Here is a 19,529-nt window from a genome sequence, read left to right on the forward strand (position 1 = left end):
GTACCATCGACATCAGTGTCATTGGTAGTAACATTTAAGGTGGTAGCTACATCTTCATTGGTAGTCTTGCTGTCATTAACTGCTACTGGTGCATCGTTAACTGGTGTGACTGTAATAGTAAATGTTTGAGTAGCATATGTGTCATCTCCACCATTTGCAGTTCCTCCATCATCCTTCAATACTACAGATACTGTTGCAACACCTGAGGCGTTGGTCGCAGGAGTGTATGTAAGCACGCCTGAAGAACTAATAGCAGGCTGTACTGAAAATAAGGCATTATTATTATTGATCAATGTAAATGTCAGCATCTGTGTACTTTCATTGGCAGGACCTTTAGAAAGGGAAGTAGCCCAACTTGACACAGTTTGTGCTCCAGCGTCTTCATTTACTGTCTGATCGCTTCCTTTGGTAAAGGAAGGCTCATCATTAACAGGATTCACAGAAATGGTAAATGTCTGCGTTGTAAAAGTATCATCCCCTCCATTCGCTGTTCCTCCATCATCCTTTAAAACTACAGTAACTGTTGCCATCCCAAAAGCATTCGCGGCCAAGGTGTAAGTAAGCGTTCCTGTAGGAGCGTAAATAGAAGGTTGTACTGAGAATATTGCAGTATTGTCATTAGTAACCGTAAATATCAACGTCTGCGTACTTTCATTGGTTGTACCTTTATTAATTGAAGAAGCCCAACCGGTAACGGTACGAGAACCTGCATCCTCATTTACTGTTTGATTGGCTCCTTTTACAAAACTTGGTTCATCATTTACAGGAGTAACAATAACAGTAATATTTCCTGGGCTCGAAGTGGCACCACTGTTATCCCTCACAGTATACGTAATAAGCGCTACACCATTAAAGTTTGCAGTAGGAGAATAGGTTAGGGTTCCTGTTGAAGTAACGCTCCAAATTCCCTGTGCGTCAGTGAAAGTATTTTGGATCCCAGTCAGTGTCGAATTAAGGTCAACAGTAGATGCATCAACGGTACCCTCCACGTCAGTATCATTATCTGTAATATTAAAAGTAACCGGAACATCCTCAAGGCTAGTGTTATCATCATTAACGGCGACAGCCGGATCATTAACAGCATTGACTGTAATTGTTAGAGTTCTTGTTACGCATTGAACAGGTAATGGCGTACCACTATCACAAACTTCAAATATTACTGCATCAGAACCAAAATAATTTGCAACAGGAGTGTAAGTATATGTTCCATCTGGATAAATAGTAATAAATCCATGCGCTGGACTTACAATGGGTACTGTATTCACCACAAGCGAGGTTCCATCAGGATCTGAATCTCCGGAATCTGTAAGATCACCTGTCAACACAACGTCTTCATTAACGGTAGTGGTTTTATTTAAAACAGTTGGAGGTACATTACTTTTAACGATAACATTAGCATGTGTAGCTGTACATAATGAGGATGCTTCACGAACATAAACCGTGTATGTTCCATTAGCTAAGCCAGAAAAGACATTTGACGATTGATAGGTTGTTCCGTTAAGGGAGTATTCCAATGTTCCGGGAGAAACAGAGGCGGATATAGTAATGATACCACTGGAGCCTGATGACGTTGAAGATATTAATGTTATATCTGGTGCAGGAACAGATGCGTAAACTGGTGTTCTTACACTTGCACATACCCCATTATCAAATTCGACGTAATATGTAACGGTATTATTCAATGTCGGCGTAGTAAAAGAAGATGTACTTGTTGCAGCATCGGTTTCAAGTAATGCGCCTCCCGTAGCCGATGTATACCATCTAAAAGTTCCTGTAGATGCGGATGATGCACTTAGTACTATTGTCCCGGGGTTACACCTGAATCCATTTTCACCGGTTGGAGCAACTGGAGATGCCATAATGGACGCAGTAACCGAAGATCTTGTACTGGTACAAGTTCCATTGTCAAATTCAACGTAATAGGTTGTTGTTGAAGATATTGAAGGTGTGGTGAATGAAGATGAGGCCGTAGATATATTTGTAGCCAGAAGGGTTCCATTAGTTGGGGCATTGTACCAACGAAATGTTCCATTACTTGATGATGTGGCGGATAACACTAAAGTTCCTGTTCCGCATCGTGATCCGTTTGTTACCGAAGGAGACGCTGGCGTCGAATTAACAGTAGCCATAACAGAAGTACGTGCGCTTGTACAGGTGCCATTATCAAATTCAACATAATATAATTTTGAAGTACCCAATACCGGTGTGGTATATGTTGAAGACAATACACCTGACGCTGTAAATAGTACAATGCCACCTGCAGCCTGACCATACCAGCGGAATGTGCCAACCGTTGAAGATGATGCAGATAAATCGACAGTTCCGTTATCACAACGCATGGCGTCATTTGCTGTAGGGGCATTAGGTAATGCATTAACGATCGCCTTAACCAATCTTCTGCTGCTGGATACACAAGTACCGTTATCAAATTCAACATAGTAGCCAGTGGTAGCCGAAATTACCGGTGTTGTAAAGTTTGACGTTGTTGCATTAAGGGTTGTCTGTAATAGCGTTCCGCCACTGGCGGCAGAGTACCAACGGAATATTCCGCTGCCTGAGCTGGTAGCAGTTAGAACAACAGTACCATTGCCGCAACGTGACATGTCGCTAGCAGTAGGTGGTGCAGGCGCTGTTCCTGTATTTACAGTAGCTTTTACTAATGTACGGGCACTTGTACAATAACCCCCGTTACTAAATTCAGCATAATAATTCGTTGTAGCAGATATGCTTGGCGTAACAAAAGTTGAAAGATTTGTATTATCATCTGTTTGAAGGAGTGTTCCTCCGCTAGCTGCGCTATACCATCTTATTATACCTGTAACGGAACTGGAGGCTGCAAGTGTAACCGATCCTGTCCCACACTTTGACCCGTTGATAGCGGTTGGAGCGGTAACAGCAGGGAGAATATTGGCAACAACAGGGATACGGGAACTAACACATGACCCAGATGTAAGCTCAACATAATAAGTTGTCGTTGTACTTAATGATGGCGTAGAAAAAGTATGTGAGGTCTGGTTGGATGATGATGTAGATACCGGTGAACCTCCCGAAGATGCTGTATACCAATTGAACGTCCCTGAAGTCGCGGACAAAACCAATAGCGATACAGATCCATTACCACAACGCGTATCATCTGTACCGATTAGTTCTGTCGTCGAGATAATAGAAGCACGAACTAGCCTGCGCGGCGAAACAGTACATACGCCGTTATCAAATTCCACATAGTAATCTGTAGTATTTGTAATATAAGGTGTTGTATAGTTTGATGATGTAGCTGAAGAAGTCGTTTGCAGCAATGTTCCTCCATTAGATGCAGAGTACCACCTGAAAGTACCTGATCCACCTGTTGAGGCATTTAATGTTACAGTTCCCGGAGTACAGGAGGTAGCATTCGTAACTGACAGTGTTACAGAAGCACCAATAGTAGCAGTAACAGCTACTCTTGGAGATGTTGTAGCACATGCAGGTGAAGAAGATGTAAAGTCAACGTAATAAGTTGTTGTTGATGATAGGTTGGGAGTTACATAATTAGAAGCTTTAACACCCGACGCGCTGGTAAATAGAGGGACACCCCCCAGTGCAGCACTATACCAATTGAAGGTTCCACTTACAGACGAGTTGGCAGCAAGGGTAACTGAACCAGTACCACAACGGCTTGCTCCTGTAGCGCTTACTGAATTTGCAACAACATAAGCAGAGACTGGTACGCGTATGCTTGTACATGTGCCGTTATTAAATTCAACATAATACCGGGTGTCAGACGAAATGACCTGCGTGAGGTAAGTAGAAGATGTTCCGCTTTCTGTCTTTACCGGTGTACCACCCAATGAAACGGTGTACCAACGAAAAGTACCTGACGTACCAGATGTAGCGGAAAGTGTTGTACTACCGGTACTACAAATCGTATTATTTGTTACAGCAGGAGCTGTTACGGAGGATGAAACGTGAGCCGTTACGGGCGTACGAACACTGTTGCAAGACGCGGATATGAACTCAACGTAATAAGTTGTATTGGAAGAAAGATAAGGAGTTATATAGTTACTTGTCAACACTTCAGACTCTGTAAATAATATACTTCCTCCGGAAGAAGTACTATACCAATTAAACGTTCCAGTAACTGATGAAGATGCAGCAAGCGTTGCAGAGGTGTTGCCACAGGTATATCCATCCGTTACTGTTATTACAGGGGGATTCTGAATGGTGGCTGTTGCAGCAACACGTTGGGTAGCACATGACCCATTGTCGAATTGAACGTAATACGTTGTGGTTGAAGAAACGGAAGGTGTTGTAAAGTTACTGGTAAGAGACGCTGTTGTAGTTTGTAATAAATTTCCCCCGGATACGGCATCGTACCATGTAAAAGTACCCAAGGTGCCATAGGAAGCCGACAGGGTTACTGTTCCAAAATTACATCTTGAGGCGGATACGGTAGATGGTGGATTTAATCCGTCTACGATAGAAGCTATTACTGGCTTTCTTGATGTTACACATACACCGTTATCAAATTCAACGTAATATGTCGTTGAAGTTGTTAACGTTGGAGATGTATAACTACCTGACGTAGTTGAAGTATTCGTCTGCACCAATGTTCCCCCTGTTAAGGCAGTATACCAACGAAAGGTTCCAGGATTTGCAGCAGAAGCATTCAAAGTAACACTTCCACTTCCACAACGATCCTCATTTGTAACCCTAATACTATTATTTGCATACAGGTAATTAGGCTTGGGAGCGCCGCCCTGACCAAAATCATCCGCCCAGGAGGAATTACTGTTTGTGTTTTCGCCACTTACACCAGTTGATCCTGTTAGCATACAGTCTCCGTCATCATCTGCATCACGCCAATCCCGTTGTGCATCACCATCTGTATTTTGAAGTATGGACGATGATCCGGTTCCATTCATACCGGTGGCCATACAATCAGGACCATTAACAAGATCGTATCCATCCAATAGTCCATCACCATCGGCGTCACCAGAAACCGGAAGCACAGGTGAAGGGTTACCGTCACTGTCGTGATCATTTGCCTCTATGGCGTCAGCAACATTGTCATTATCGGAATCGATATCCAGGTAATCTGGTTGATCAGTTCCATCGGTATTAACAGGAGAAATAGGTGTACCTCCGTTGTTTCCATCATATGAATTAGCAATTCCGTCCCCATCCGAATCAATGTTTAGAGGAGCTGCGTAGGCCGCAGTTGTCTGTCCTTCAACATTGTCTGAAACCCCATCGTTGTCACTATCTATATCCAGGTAATTCTTTTTGCTGTCCCCATCGGTATCCGGGATGGATAAAGGAGTACTACCCGAACTATTGGAAGCCGTAAGTGCAAGACGATTTGTTGTAGGATCAACCGAGTTGGCAAGTCCGTCCCTATCGGTGTCTGTAAACCCATCAATAACGCCGTCGTTGTTTGCATCTGTCCCTCCTGCCTCGACACAATCAGTGATGCCATCACCGTCGGAGTCCTGATCACGGAAAGAGTAACGTCCATCGCCGTCCATATCTGAAGGCACGAGTCCTGCACCGATCTGATCAGATAGTCCATCTGCATTAGCATCTACAAAACCATCAATTATACCATCTCTATCAGCATCAGTACCTCCAGCTTCTATGCAATCTGTTATCCCATCATTATCGGAATCAAGATCGATAAAATCGGGTATACCATCGAGATCAAAATCAAAGTAATCATTGATTCCATCACAGTTAATATCCCGATAGGGAGCGAAGCTTGGATCTGCATAGTTAGGTGCAAGATCATTATCATGATCTGCCGATGGATCAATATTATTAAAACTCTCAAGACGGTCAACAATACCATCGTTGTCGTCATCAATATCTATACTGGGATCGTCAATGGCATCAACATCATCATCAATTAAACAGGTAAGGGTGTATGCCATAAAATAAGGTGAAACAGGAACATCATTTTGCCCGACTGCACCCCACGTGCCACCATTGGGAGGAAATTCAGTTATGGATGAAGAACTTGAAACACCGTTCGTTCCATAGATGTAAGTATATGCATTCGTAATACCACACACGCCTGCAACAGATGTAGGCACTGCAATAAATCCACCTCCACCTCCGCCTCCACAGCCCTCAGACTCATTACCCGTGATCAACTGATTGCCGCCGGATCCACCATTGGCATTAAGCGTTTGCCCTGTAAAATTGATTGCCTTTACAACGATAGAACCACCACCGCCTCCCCCACCAGGGGCGTCGTTGTGTCCAGCTAATGTATTAAAGCCATTTTGTCCCTGGGCCGTTATAACACCCGTACCATTAATGGTATTCGCAATGATATACACAATTCCACCGCCATCACCTCCGTCATTGGAAGCATTGTTATTACCATCCCCTGCACCGCCACCACCACCAAAAAATATTCTTTTCTCCACCTCGGCGTTTAGCGGTCTTCCCCCTCGACCTCCAACAGGATTACGATTATCACCGCCCCAACGCGTGTCACTTAGTGGAATAAGGAAAGCATTCTGATCATTTGCTCCATATGTATACCCACCACGACCACCACCAGAAGAATTTGTAAGTGCATTACCATTAGCTACAAAGTCAGGATCGAACTGCCATGCTGCAATATAAGCAGGGTTTGGATCCATTACGCCCGCACCTGTCCAGGGTAGACCATTGTTTCCGTTCGCTCCTCCGCCACCTGCTGCATTGTGACTATTACCACCGCCTCCACCATTAGCAGGAGCACCTCTTCCATAACGACCGCCCATACCTGCCGCGTCGTAATCACTTTGTCCCCCTGCTATACTTTCCCCCTTTTCACCTCCGTTTACCGCCATGGGTGAACGGTATAACGTTACCATAGTAGCACCGGCAGTGCCCGCCAGATTATCCCGTCTACCTCCCCTGAAACCAACGTATGCCGCGCTTATCGTTCCGTTATTTGTAAGTGTACCACTCACGTGAACTGCAAGAATACCTCCTGTAGTCCCATTCCATTTTGCTGCCGTTAGTGATGCCCCGGAATTGATTGTCAGATTATTGTATAGCGGGATCTTTACTACCTGGCAGCGTCCTGCAACAGAATATGAGTTCTTTAATTTACATGCTATAGCGATAGAATTGCCCGAGGTAGAAAGAACATACGCGTATTCGTAATTCCCGGAATTGTTATAATTAAGTATTGCTCCATAGTTATTATCATCCGTCGTCTGAATGGAGGCACCCTGCACCTGATAGATCATGATGAGATCACCCATAGCAAGTCCACCAAGGTCTGCCGTGATATCATTAACTGTTATTGTTGAAGATCCTGCAGAAGCATTGGAAACTACGGTACTATATTTATTGACAATGGTATTAGCTCCTATAATTGTAGCATTACCTAGTTTACCAGGTTGCGAATAAGAGAAAAACGATGCTGCTAACAAGAGCACAAGTAGAAATCTTGTCATAATGACTAGTGGGGTAATGACTTTTAAAAGGCAGGGACGACTTTACGAGCGGAGAAAATCCATCACTTACTTTTAATGGTATTACAAAATTCTACTTTAAATGGTAGTTTATTTCGTTAAACAGCCAGGTAACATACTTTAGTAGTTATCAGTGACAATTTGTATAAAAATTGACTAATTGAACAAAATATGAAGTGCAAAGCAGGTGGATAAAAAATAAATCAGTAGAAATACGTATGATATTTAAACCAAATACTGCTCCTGCTGTGGGTCACCTGTTACTCCAATACTTACGCTGAAAGGTTATTCAACTTGCTAATTATTTTTTTTGAACTGAACTTACATGATGAAATACGGCAAACTGATGATTTTTATGGCAAGTGGAGTTCTGCGTAGATAAACATGCTTGTGGATCAAGCAGCACATCCCAAACAGCCAAATCCCGATCGAAGCTTGACCGAAGCGCTACCGAAGCAACCTCCAGAAACCAGCATCAACTATGCCGCATCCAGCACCAAGACTACGCTGAATCACTAAAAAACCTTCGCATTCATACAGCTTCATTCAAGATCACAACACGTCGTTTTTCACTAGTGATACATTTGAAGCAATTCCCGCAGCAAGCGCTGCTGAAATAATTCTTCCATATTTTATGTACGTTGTAAAGCAACTCTGTTATCAACACTTTAGTTCCAAGATGGAAAGCTGCAATCGTCTTCCAAATTTGCATTACCTCAATTCATGTATAAAAAATCCATCCCACTAGTGGTTCCTGTTCCCTCATGTCATTTACAAGCAAAACCTCAATGTGTGCTATTGTATATACGAACGATATTACCAGTCTTTCTTACTAAGGTTTGTCCATTTTTTCTGTAGCAATTCGGACCATAGAATGTAATGTGATACAAACTTTTTATCCCGGGTTAACTCAGAGCGTACATGGTAAAAACCTCAAAGTATCTGTTCAAAACGCGTCCGTGGGTTCAAGCGCATTTTACCCTCTGAAGGAGTACAAGTACTATTTTACACTTACAACAGTCGGTTCAGAAAAAATTGCAGGCTCGTCATTCTTGAAAAAGACCTTTATCCGATAGGTGTACAAACCAGGTTTGCTAATTTTATCAATGAATAAGTTTACGGCGTTGTGTTTCTTATATAAGGATAGCGACTCATTATCGATTGATCGGTAGATCCAATAATATTTTACATCCTCCCGACCGTCCCAGGTGATTTTTAACTCCCCAGTTTCCTTCTTAAAGTCATATCTTATTCCCGTAAGACGTACTGCTTCTTTTGGAATTTTAACAGTAGTTGCATTTGAGGGCCTCGATTCAAGTTTACTGCGATCTACTGCAAGAATGGTATAGCTATAATTTTTTCCTGATTTAACTGTTTCATCAATGGCAGCCGAAACATGGTCAGTCATCGGCACCACCTCAACAAGGTCCCAGCTTGTTTGTGATTCTTCTTTCCGGTAAAGATGATGTTCAGCCACATCACTGCTACTACTGTTTATCCATTCTATTCTAACGGTATTCCCGGCAGCAAGCGCACGGGAGAGAACGGGTGCTGAAGGTGCCATCCTGTCGGGCTTGATAATTTCAACCGCTGTGGAGTATTCGGAATGGTTGTAGTTTTTATCAATGGCAACCACGCGGTAATAAACTTTTTCTGAAAGGGTCTTTATCTCAACGCGGTCAGAATATAACGTATCCTGTATGGGTGAAGGGGTAATCAATGTGTATTCTGCATGCTGATGGTTAGACCGGAAAACCTTGTAACCCAGCAAATCTTTGTCAACTACATTCTGCCAATGTAAGGAGACAGTCCCTGAGGTATCTGCAATTCCGGTAAGGCTTGCAGGAATTGCCGGAGGAATGGAATCCGGTGCTTGCACAAGCTGGGCAAAAGAATAGAACGCATTCTCATTCTTATCCAGAATCTTTAACCTGTAATAATGGGTTCCTTCCTTCAAGCTATCTGTTGCGTCCCGCTCAGATGGTGATAGTAACTTATTAGCGTAAATTGGTTGATAAGGGCCTTCGGAAAGTATTGACCGCTCAATATCAAAACCCTTGATGTTAACAAGTGACTTATCCTGCTCATCAAAAAAATACCAATGGAAAGAAACCTTATTCCCCTGAATCACCGGACGCTCAAAGACAGGCATGGCAGTAAATGCTTCTTTACCCTGGCCTGATACAATCTTAGAAGGTGGACCTGTCTCGCCAAAAGGCGTGAGGCCAACAACGCGGTAATGGTACACTACACCATTTGCGGGCAATGTGTCCGTCTTGTAGATAACTTTGTCACTACTCCTTTGGTTTTCTTTAACAGGCCTTGTAATAGGAATATCAGAAAGCTGTTTAAAATGAATACCATCTTCAGAGCGCTCAATATAATACCCTGTGTAAATGTGCTCATGATACTCGGTGTTCCATGATATGGTGGCAGCACGGCTTCCAAATTGTACGCCGACCTCAAGCGGCTCCGGAAGTGGCATGTAATCTTCAAGCCCTACTACGGTATAAGCAGTGTCAGTTTTCGTGTTACCTGTCGATGCGAAATAAACTTTGTAAAGATATTTTTCATCTTTTTTCACATCCTTATCCTGCAGGCCTATACCCATGGCCTGGGCTACTTCAAAGGAATAATCTGCACTCATTAACGCAAAGGAGTAGCGCATTTCCTGGTCTTGCACCCTTGTCATTACCGTATAAAACTGACTGGAACCAGTAGACTGAACGTTAAAATGCTTTCCATAAATGGCCTGTAGGGCAATAGCAGCCCATCGCTCCGTGCGTTTCTGTTTTGCCAGAGGTTCCCAGCGTTCAAGTGGCCATAGCTTGATTTCGTATCTGTTGATCTTAACCGGATTGCCCAGAAGCTTATTATTGCGAACTAACAAAAACTTCTCAACTACAAACCCTGATTTGTTGCTCTTTTGCCAGAGCACAGGATTGGTTGCAGCCCATCGTAGCTTTATAAACGAACTATCAGCCTTACTCATTACCGCCACTGCGGGAGGTTGCGGAAGCACTTGCGTATAGGATGAAACTGTGAATATAAAAATCAAGCTAAATACTAAAAGTATTACACGGAAGAATGGGGTCATAAATATGTTTTATTTAACGGACACTACGGCGCGCCTGTTTGCAGCACGATTTTCACTTGATGTATTCGGAGCAACCGGCTGCATCTCTCCTACGGCTTTGGTAATTATTTTGTTTTCATCAATACCCATTTTTATAAGATATTTTTTTACGGCCTCAGCGCGCAGGCTCGACAATTGCAGATTAAATGCCTCTGATCCAACATCATCTGCGGATCCTACTATCTCTATAACCTTCTTCTTATTCCTTTTAACAAAATCAATCATCGTCATTAGGCGCGCAGTCATCTCCGGAGAGATCTGGTATTCACCTGTGTTAAATGAAATATTCTCGGTAAATCTAATCTCATTCTCTTCTGATTTTGATTGTAAAGTTGTGTCTAGGCCTTTCGATGCAAGAAATGTATCATGGGTGACCGGACTATCAGGAGCTTCTTTCACGAATTCATCTCCAAAAAACTTGCGCGAAAAATTTTTAACAAAAGGTGATCCTGGATCTTCAGCCTGTAGCGAAGGAAGTGATAGCTGCAACGTTACATATTCCTCTTTGTTTTGCAGATCAATGAGAAAAGATCTCCGTTCATATCCATCCGCTTCTGCTGTTATCCTGAACATATTGTGTCCGTATACTTTTCTTGTAAATGCTGTTACTCCTCTCCAATGGTTGATAAGTTCGTGATTTTCATTTTCAACACTTAATTTGATTTCTCCCTTTAACAACGCACCTGTAATTGAATCAACAAGACTGCAGGAAAGCATATAAAACTTTTGAAGTTCAAGCAAAGGGGGAATGCCTGAATACTCAGTTAATGTATACGAATTTCCTGAACTTGTATTGAAATAAACCCGCTTGGCCGGTTCATTAACATTTACATAGTAATCTGAATTTTCTGTACTTAACTCCCTAATTCGTTTCGGTTGCGTCCATACTTCCGTCATTGATCTTACACTAACATATAAATCAAAGTTATCACTTCCATCCCGCAAAGAAGAAAAGACCAATGTTACATTGTCTGCAAGTATACGAGGTGCTTTTTCACATCCCTGGTTGATATTGGAGGGCAGCGCAACAGGTCTGCTCCATTCACCAAGCTCATTTTTCGTTGAAGAGAAAATCCTATAACAGGATATATTTTTATTGTTATTACCGGTAGATGAATGACGGGTGAAATATATTGTTTTTCCGTCTGCTGTAATCGAAGGGCTCTCTTCACCTGCAGCAGAGTTTATCTGGTTACCAAGATTAACAGGTTTGCTCCAAGTACTATCTGCTCTCACTGAAAAATATAAATCCTTCCCTCCTTGTCCACCGCTAAAAGTTGCTGAGAAGTATAGCGTATCGCCGTGCAAGCTTAGGCAAGGTGTTCCAATGAAGTCTGATTGAAAGTTGTTCGACGCTTGTGGAGTATTGCCATTGTTATTGATATTAATAATAGGAATTGGCTTTTGCCACTGACCTTTGACATAGGCGCTTTCATACAGTTGCCATACCTTGTATTTGTTTGCATTGGTTTGAAAGATCATTCTGTTAGCCCCTGCATTAAAGGTGGGTGCATAAACATACGTATTTTTTAGGGGTTGGCCATCAACCCTCTGATGCAGCATAAATACGAACAATGCAAAAGTAAAGACGGGTTTAAATAACGGCGACATACAAATAGTGGAATATTTTCTTAGACAGTTTTTATTGCTATTTTTTTGCATTTCCCATCCCTTTCTTAGTATGATAAGTAAATACAACCCATTTCCTACCTTTTTTTAAATACTGCTCCATCTTGAGAAGACTCCATAAACACTACTTCATTAAGGATTAGGGATTGGATTAGGAGAACTATAAACAAGCTTACCATTTGGTGCCCAAGCCTCTACCCTGGCTTTAAGCGGTCTTCTGTTACTACCATATTCAAATGTTATTACAGTTTTCAAATTGCCGTGTTTCCTGATAAGTTCCATTATTGCTTTTTCCATATCTCGCCATTCACCGCCAGAATTTGAAAGACCGTTCCATGGAACATAATTAATCTGTTCACCAGGCCCGTTTGTAGTATTGGCAAAGATATGACCTCCATGGTCAGTGCCTGAAATACCATCTTTTAATCTTACAGAATTACCTTGTTGCGTTTCATTTCTACCACGTTCAATCTCGAACATATTACCTTTTGCCCGATGCACCCTACCCATCATATCAGTTTCATAAGTAATATCATATTTAGAGTCGCCAGCCTTGCTTACAACATAGATGTGGTTTGCCATGGGAGGATGGTAACTTAATATCGGATTCCAATCAGAAGGAGGTTTGGTGCCCCCTCTGCCCTTAAGGTGAGTTTCTGTCATCTCTGCAAGAAGCTCACCTTTTTTATTAAGCACTTTCGTTACACCTCCTTCATACTTACACGTCCAGGTACTGGAAAAATTATTGCTGAACTCCAGGTGTTTCATATCAATTCTTAAGGGAGAAGGAATGAGCCACTTCCAGCAACCAAAAAGATAATCTTTGTCTGGATCACCAACTAGTGCTTTGATATCTTCCTGAGATCTATTCTTAAAATCATTAATGAAGGTTGTCCGATCAGTATCGCTTAGTTTCTTAAACTGCTTGTTAAACTCTACCAGAACAAAACCGAATTCATTATCTGGGGTTTTAAGAAGAATAAAGTCACCAATCGTCTTGCTTTGTTCAACTCCACCAGGCACCCACTTTTTAACTTCAACCTTAGTTGCAGACAATTGACCGATTGTACCAGAAGAAGCAGTGATGGAAATTTTATCATCGGCTGCCTGTAGCTTAAGACCAACTTTGTGTATATCCTGAAGATGTGTTCTGTTTGCACCAGCTTCGACTACAGCAATGATTTTTTTATGAGCTCCAGGTGTTATCCCTTTTAGGAAGCTAAAGCTGGTGCGAGTATCACCAAACACTGCATGAAAATTATTGAGCAGCGCGGCTATATCGTCCGGCGGAATCTTGCGTGTAAGAATTTCAAGATCAATTGTATGGAACGGGCTCGTTCCCTTTTTTACGAATTTGTAGTAGTTGTCATTAGGATCGAAGTAAAAGTCCAGCTTGCCCCACTCTGCCAAAGTAATCATTTCGTTACCAAAAGTGGTAAATGAACTATTATACACCAGGAATTGCGCTTGCGTTGGATCGGTGACCATAAAAATGTTAACATCATGCTTTAACATCTCATTTAGATATGGACCGTTAAAGGTTGTCCACCAATCTCCTTTCTTAGAGATATTGCCTGGAATGTTTAACATCTGCACCCCGCCCTTACGTGGACTGAAATTCCGCGTCTTGAACATGGTGAGTTCTTCGAAAAGTTCTTTAGTCCCCATCTGGCCAGCTACCTTGGGCGTATAGCGACCCAGTAGCAAGGTAGTCTTGTTTGGATCGAGCTTAATGGTTCGTCCATCGAGCATAATTTCTGTCTTACCACCCGGCAGCCCATAAATGGTTTTCAGATTTTGCACAACTACGTCAATCCCCTTTCCTGCCACGAAGCCATTCTCATCCAACATGAAGTCGATCACCTCATCCATCGATGGATCGTTGGCGACCTTAACAAGCAAAGCACGTTTGGTATCCGGATCATACTTGAGCATGTATTCGCCAAATTCGTGGTAAACGAACTTTTGATCGATCTCCACTATAAATTTTTCAAATGTCAGGCCATCATCCATTTCCAGGAACCTGAAGCGTTTCCAGTGTGTACCCCTCAGATAGCGTTTAATCTGCGAGGGATCCGCCGCCAATCGTGCCGCCTGGCCCTTTAACAATTTTGTGTCAGCCACAAATTCATCAATCTTTGAAAGGGGTATCTGCTCAAGCAACGTACGAAGGGCTTTCTTATCACTAAACTCCGGCCACAAATTTTCGATAGCAACAATGTGTGAAGGATAATCTAGTACCAGATTGGTATCATCCGTGTGTTTGACTAAGAAGTCAAGGATCTTTCGCTGATGCGATTCCTCCAGTAAAACCAGCTTCTTAACAACTTCATCTTTCAGTGTTAGGGTCTCGTATTTGGTTTCCCTCAAAATGCTGCATAAGCCTCCGGAAGCATTGTGAACCAAAAGCCCGTTGACACCTACATAATAATTATGATCCCCGGCAACTTCAAAATTATACACTGTTGCCAGTGAATCAACCATAGCCACACTGTCTACAGACGTGAGGAGTCCGGATAACAGGAGAATTTGCGATCCTTTCCTAAGCGCTTTCGCGGGCACCCAGTTATTATTGGCAAAGAAAGGGTGATTAGAGGTAGTAAGGAGTGTGTCTTTACGAGTAAACACTTTTACTAATTTATTGAACGCGCGTGTAAACGTTCTGGCTACAGGTTGAAGAGTTCTGGTTTTAGATTTCTCATTGTATGCATAGACAGAATCTCCTGCCTTAATACTTTCAATAGGCTTTAGTCCTGTTGATGTATGAACAGAAGTACCTTTAACAAAACATGCACCCGGAACTACTGAACATTTATTGTTCTTACAAACAATGCCAACATCAGCCTTTTGTAACTCTGTACCATTAAGGGTTACATCTATGTCCATCTGTGCATACTTCAATTCTTTGCCAGTGTAATTCCGAAATTCAGATGTAGCGGGATAGATATGAAATTTTGCAGCGCCATTCGTTCGCACCTCCCCAATAGGGGCAGCATATCCACTCGTCTTGAAAATAACCTCAAGGCCATCTTTCGTACTTTTTGTTGCCAACAAGTTTTGTTGTTCCATCACCTGCAGCCAACGAAATGTATTTCCTTCGAATCTTGCAAAGGTACTTCTCGCCATAGTGGCTAGATTAGCAATCCATGCCTTTTGTTGTTCATATGTATTAATGGTTTTAAATTCACTGATGACATCATCGACACTTCTGCCCGTTGATTGAAGGTAATCGGCAACTGCTTCAAAATTTCTCTTTACATCTTCAGCGGTACCATTAATCAACAAATTAGAAGAATGGGCGTCTTTGCTACGCAATATTTGCCACGCATCGATGAACGCAGGGCGTTCATTAACTGCACTAACTACACTGGCAAAGTATTCGCCGCTATACTGCTGACGGAATGCAGGTCGTAATTTAGCATCCAGGGTGGCCAATTTTTCTTCAATGGCACGCAAATCAGCAAATTGATTTAACCGAAGAGTCCATGCTACTTTACCATCTTTAGTCAGTGCATCATATTCTGCTAATAATGATGCTCGTAGGTGTGGATTCTTCTGAAGGTAAGTAGTGATTTGGTCCAGGCTTGCAAAATTTCGGTCAGCTACTCCACTTAAGATAAAGTCTGTAAAAAATGGATCATCTTTCACTATGAGCCATCCATTCAGAAGTTCAGGTTTAGCTTCAAACCGTTCAAGGTGACCAGTTTTACCAGCGAACATCGCATCAAATGCAGCCCGCTCCTTGGAAGTTAACTTTTGTAACTGGGCTTCGAGTTTAACATATTTAGATGGAGGTAGATGTACACCGGGAATTGGAAGGTGACTGCACTCAACATTAATTTCATCAACAATTTTCTGTATGGTAAGACGATCAGCGTCGAGCAAAGAAGGATTTTTGTTACGATCAATAAGGCTATTGGCTACTTTATTAAGGTTGCTGATGATCTCAATCGCATCCATGGTATTGGAATAGAGCTGAATCATATTCCAAAGCTCCAGGAATCTTCTTCCGTCCTCAGTATCTTTTAGACGAATATCAAGTTCATTTTGATAAACGATAATAGATCCTACACCTATACCAAGATCGAATACTGCCTTTGCTCGCCGAGGCAAATTAAGAGTGCCCCACTCCGCAACCATGCCAACGCCACCAACGCTCACCAGCGCAATATCTACCCCCAATTTTGCAGCACGTTGGAGCCGCTTTGCATTCATCCGGTTAAAGATCATATAACCGAAGATGGCCGGCATTAACTTTCTCTCACCCTTTTCAAATCTCTTTGTCTCTGATAAATAAAAGGTCTCCTTAAACTGTACAAGAATATATTCATAGGGGGAGGCAACAACATTGTAATGCTTTGTAACTTCAATCGGGCGATACTCTAATCCATCAGCACCACGAACCCAATGAAACCCGGTAACAATTGTTTCAGATGTATTTAACAGTACTTTTTTTCCATCATCACTAAATGATTTGGAAACAGCACTTCCATCCCAGAGTCCTGGGTGAAGTGGAAAGCCTTTTCCTTCTTCGATAGCTTTGAGATGATAATTGGCATCGGGCTTGGGAACGGTCTGCTCTACCCAACTGGCAACATTCATAATGAAGCGCTCGAATTCCTGCCCATCAAAATCCTCCGCGAGCGCGTGGAGCAATAATCTGTGATCAGCTTTTTTACCCGTTTCTTCCACCGCAACAAGTTTATCAAGCATGTCCTTCCATTGTTGCGATGGAGTGGATTCAATGATATCGAGGGCCGTTGTTTCATTTCCCTTTATTGAGAACTCAATGGGGATTGGCAGTAATTGTAAAGCCTCCGGCGCTTCGTATGTTCCCCCTACCAGGATATCCCTAGTAAGCAAGTGCAATATCCTTGCTCGTTGCTCTGCACTTAAAGCTTTTCGATCTTCCGGAGTAAACTTGTCAAGGGCCAATTTTACTTCCCAATGGACAAGCTTTTTTAAGTAGTCTGGTTCTGCAACTTTTGCTAGAAATTCTGGTTTCTTAAAATTTGTCCATCGTACAATCTCACGTTTAAAACTTTTTATGAATTCTTTGTAAAAAGTATGTGGATCAGTTTTCCATAGCTCGACGTAATTAAGCGAACCAGATGAATTCTCTTTTGAACGGTAAACTAACTCATCCCAATAAGGAATGCTTGGAATGGTTGCACGCTCCCACGCGTCGAACAATTGCGTGTACACTTCAAGTAAACCAGGATACTTGGCCCCCAGTTGAGCTGCCTTGAAAGCAGGCAAGAACTCTGATCTTTTACCATATTTTTCAATAATTCGCGTTTCGATAGGAGAATATGTCAATAGTGGTTTTACAAGAGATTGTTCCTTTAGTTGCGCTTCTGAAAAAACAACTTCCGCTATGGATGTATTTTTAAATGTATATTGTTCAGCAGGTTTTACAGGGGCACTGCCCGCGCCGTGCTGTTTAACGTCGGGGATATTAAACTTAACAAGGCGGAATACCAATCCTGAAGGAAGCTTCGCTGGAAGTCCTAGGATAACATTGTGTGATGGTGTGGATTGAGTGTTGGTATAGAATCTAGTACCGGAACTATAACCTAAAAAAGTACCATTCAGTAGTTGCGCCTGATAACTTACTCCGTCTATTTTAAATCCCATCAAAGCTCCAGGAACTACGTCGTCCTCTCCATCGGCAGAGACAGTCTCAAGGAATGACAGGTCACGAACACTTTGAGGAAGCGGAATTTTAGTACCTGCAGGAGTGAGAAATGTAAGGAAGCCATTCTCTACTAACGATGGCGGCATAGCCAATTCATCTAACTGCTTTTGAAACTGCTCCACGGTAGCAGCAAAGAACATGTACTTATCCTTATTAAAGAGTTGCTGCAACTCCGGGCTGGCATTAACCTGTTGGATCCACTTGTTTTCAGGAAGTGTACCAGAGCCATACCCATCATATTGCATAGCTGCAACAAATGCGCTCCAATGCTTGGACATTGTGAGGGCGGTAATATTATTTCCAATGAAGGAATCGAAGGCGCTGGGAAAAACGGTGGCCAGCTGACCAAGCTTTATCAATGGGATCACTTCAGGAGCAGCATTACACATACCTGTTATTACAAGTCGCTCCTTTTCTGAAGGAGCCTTATGTGTTAATGCTGCATGGTCTGCTTTTACGCTTTGTTCCACGCGAGCTGTTGATGAGAAGGGACGGAAGGGAAATCCCGCCTCACTCACAACTGGAATTGGCATATTGGGGTGCCTTGTAATTGGTCCCGAAGTAACTTTGAACTTTACATAATTAAAACCATCGATACAAACGAGCCCCATGATCATTGATGTATTCATATAATCAATCGGCTCGAAAAGAACGCTTCCGGCTTTATAGCCCACAAATTCATCTCCTTCGAAGGATGCGCGAAAGTGTTTAGACCCCTGATAAAATCCTGCTAAAGTTCCGGCAACGATGCTGCTATTTTGTGGAATAATTGTATTCTTTCCATCAGAAGATTCAAATATTCGCTGGTAAAAATATGGACGATCAATAGTACCTGGTAATGTTATCTGCGTACCTGAAGGCGTAAGAAAAGTAAATGCTCCATTTTCATTTGCCAAGGTAGCAGGTACTGGAGAACTTGCGTTCAAACCCCGGCTAATACTATACGCTGCCGTAATTGACTGTGTTAAAACTTTAAGCACAGCCTTGTACAAAGGCCAGTCCATCTGCTGTGCATCCTGTACATCCTTTCCATAGGCTGACTGCAATACCTCACGATACTGTATCGATGATCCTATCTGGTTAAACGCTTGTCTATATTCCTCTGACTTCGCGCCACTCGATTTTACGTTTACACTTGTCAAACTCGTTAGCAACACTTTCGGAGCCTGACTCTCGGTCGTTCCAGGGTTCAAAAGACCACCGCTGTCTTTGAAATAAATAAACTGTGTTAATAAAATAGCCTCACCTACTGGGACATGTTTCAATAACATTTTATTAACGTCCCGTGTTACCTTCTTAAACTCTTGCTCATTCAATATGGATGGGCGCTTTCCATACAAATCCCCGAAATCATTTATTAATCCGCCCATATTCGAGTTCACATAAGAGTCTTTACCCTCTGCTGATGTGGGACTGTTAACCTGTTTGAGATTATCCAGCATTTGACTCACATTTACTTTCTTGGAATCACCCTTAAATGAAACACGCACCTGCCTCAAGTCCACAATAAAAACATAGATGGGCAACCTAGATTTACTACCTACTGACTTAATAAACAAATCCCAAAGTTGGGTATCAACACCGGATGAGGTGAACAAATTCTTTTGTTCAGGAA

Annotated in this window: 4 protein-coding genes; all 4 read right to left on the bottom strand. The window is 42.3% G+C overall.

Going from position 1 to position 19,529, the window contains the following annotated elements; translation table 11 throughout:
• The coding region (locus tag KK060_RS22545; RefSeq protein ID WP_254157049.1) for an Ig-like domain-containing protein at nt 1-7,433 on the bottom strand (7,433 nt) is incomplete at its 3' end.
• 1,018 nt (nt 7,434-8,451) lie between these two features.
• Nucleotides 8,452-10,548 carry a fibronectin type III domain-containing protein gene (locus KK060_RS22550; RefSeq protein WP_254157052.1) on the bottom strand — a complete coding sequence of 699 codons (2,097 nt, stop codon included), beginning with the start codon at nt 10,546-10,548 and terminating at the stop codon, nt 8,452-8,454.
• Between the two features lie 9 nt (nt 10,549-10,557).
• The gene (locus KK060_RS22555; protein ID WP_254157054.1) at nt 10,558-12,198 is read right to left on the bottom strand and encodes an OmpA family protein; all 1,641 of its coding nucleotides are present in this window, start codon (nt 12,196-12,198) and stop codon (nt 10,558-10,560) included.
• 150 nt (nt 12,199-12,348) lie between these two features.
• A complete protein-coding gene (locus KK060_RS22560) occupies nt 12,349-19,356 on the bottom strand; it encodes a polymorphic toxin-type HINT domain-containing protein (protein WP_254157065.1) in 7,008 nt (2,335 codons plus the stop codon).
• Nucleotides 19,357-19,529: the final 173 nt, after the last annotated feature.

Origin of the sequence: Chryseosolibacter indicum (assembly GCF_018598585.1) — a bacterium.
Classification (GTDB): Bacteria; Bacteroidota; Bacteroidia; order Cytophagales; family Cyclobacteriaceae; genus Chryseosolibacter; species Chryseosolibacter indicus.

Excerpts from the sequence above, each read along its gene's own strand:
- KK060_RS22550 (WP_254157052.1), bottom strand. The coding sequence starts at position 10,548 with ATGACCCCATTCTTCCGTGTAATACTTTTAGTATTTAGCTTGATTTTT.
- KK060_RS22560 (WP_254157065.1), bottom strand. The coding sequence starts at position 19,356 with ATGCTGGATAATCTCAAACAGGTTAACAGTCCCACATCAGCAGAGGGT.
- KK060_RS22555 (WP_254157054.1), bottom strand. The coding sequence starts at position 12,198 with ATGTCGCCGTTATTTAAACCCGTCTTTACTTTTGCATTGTTCGTATTT.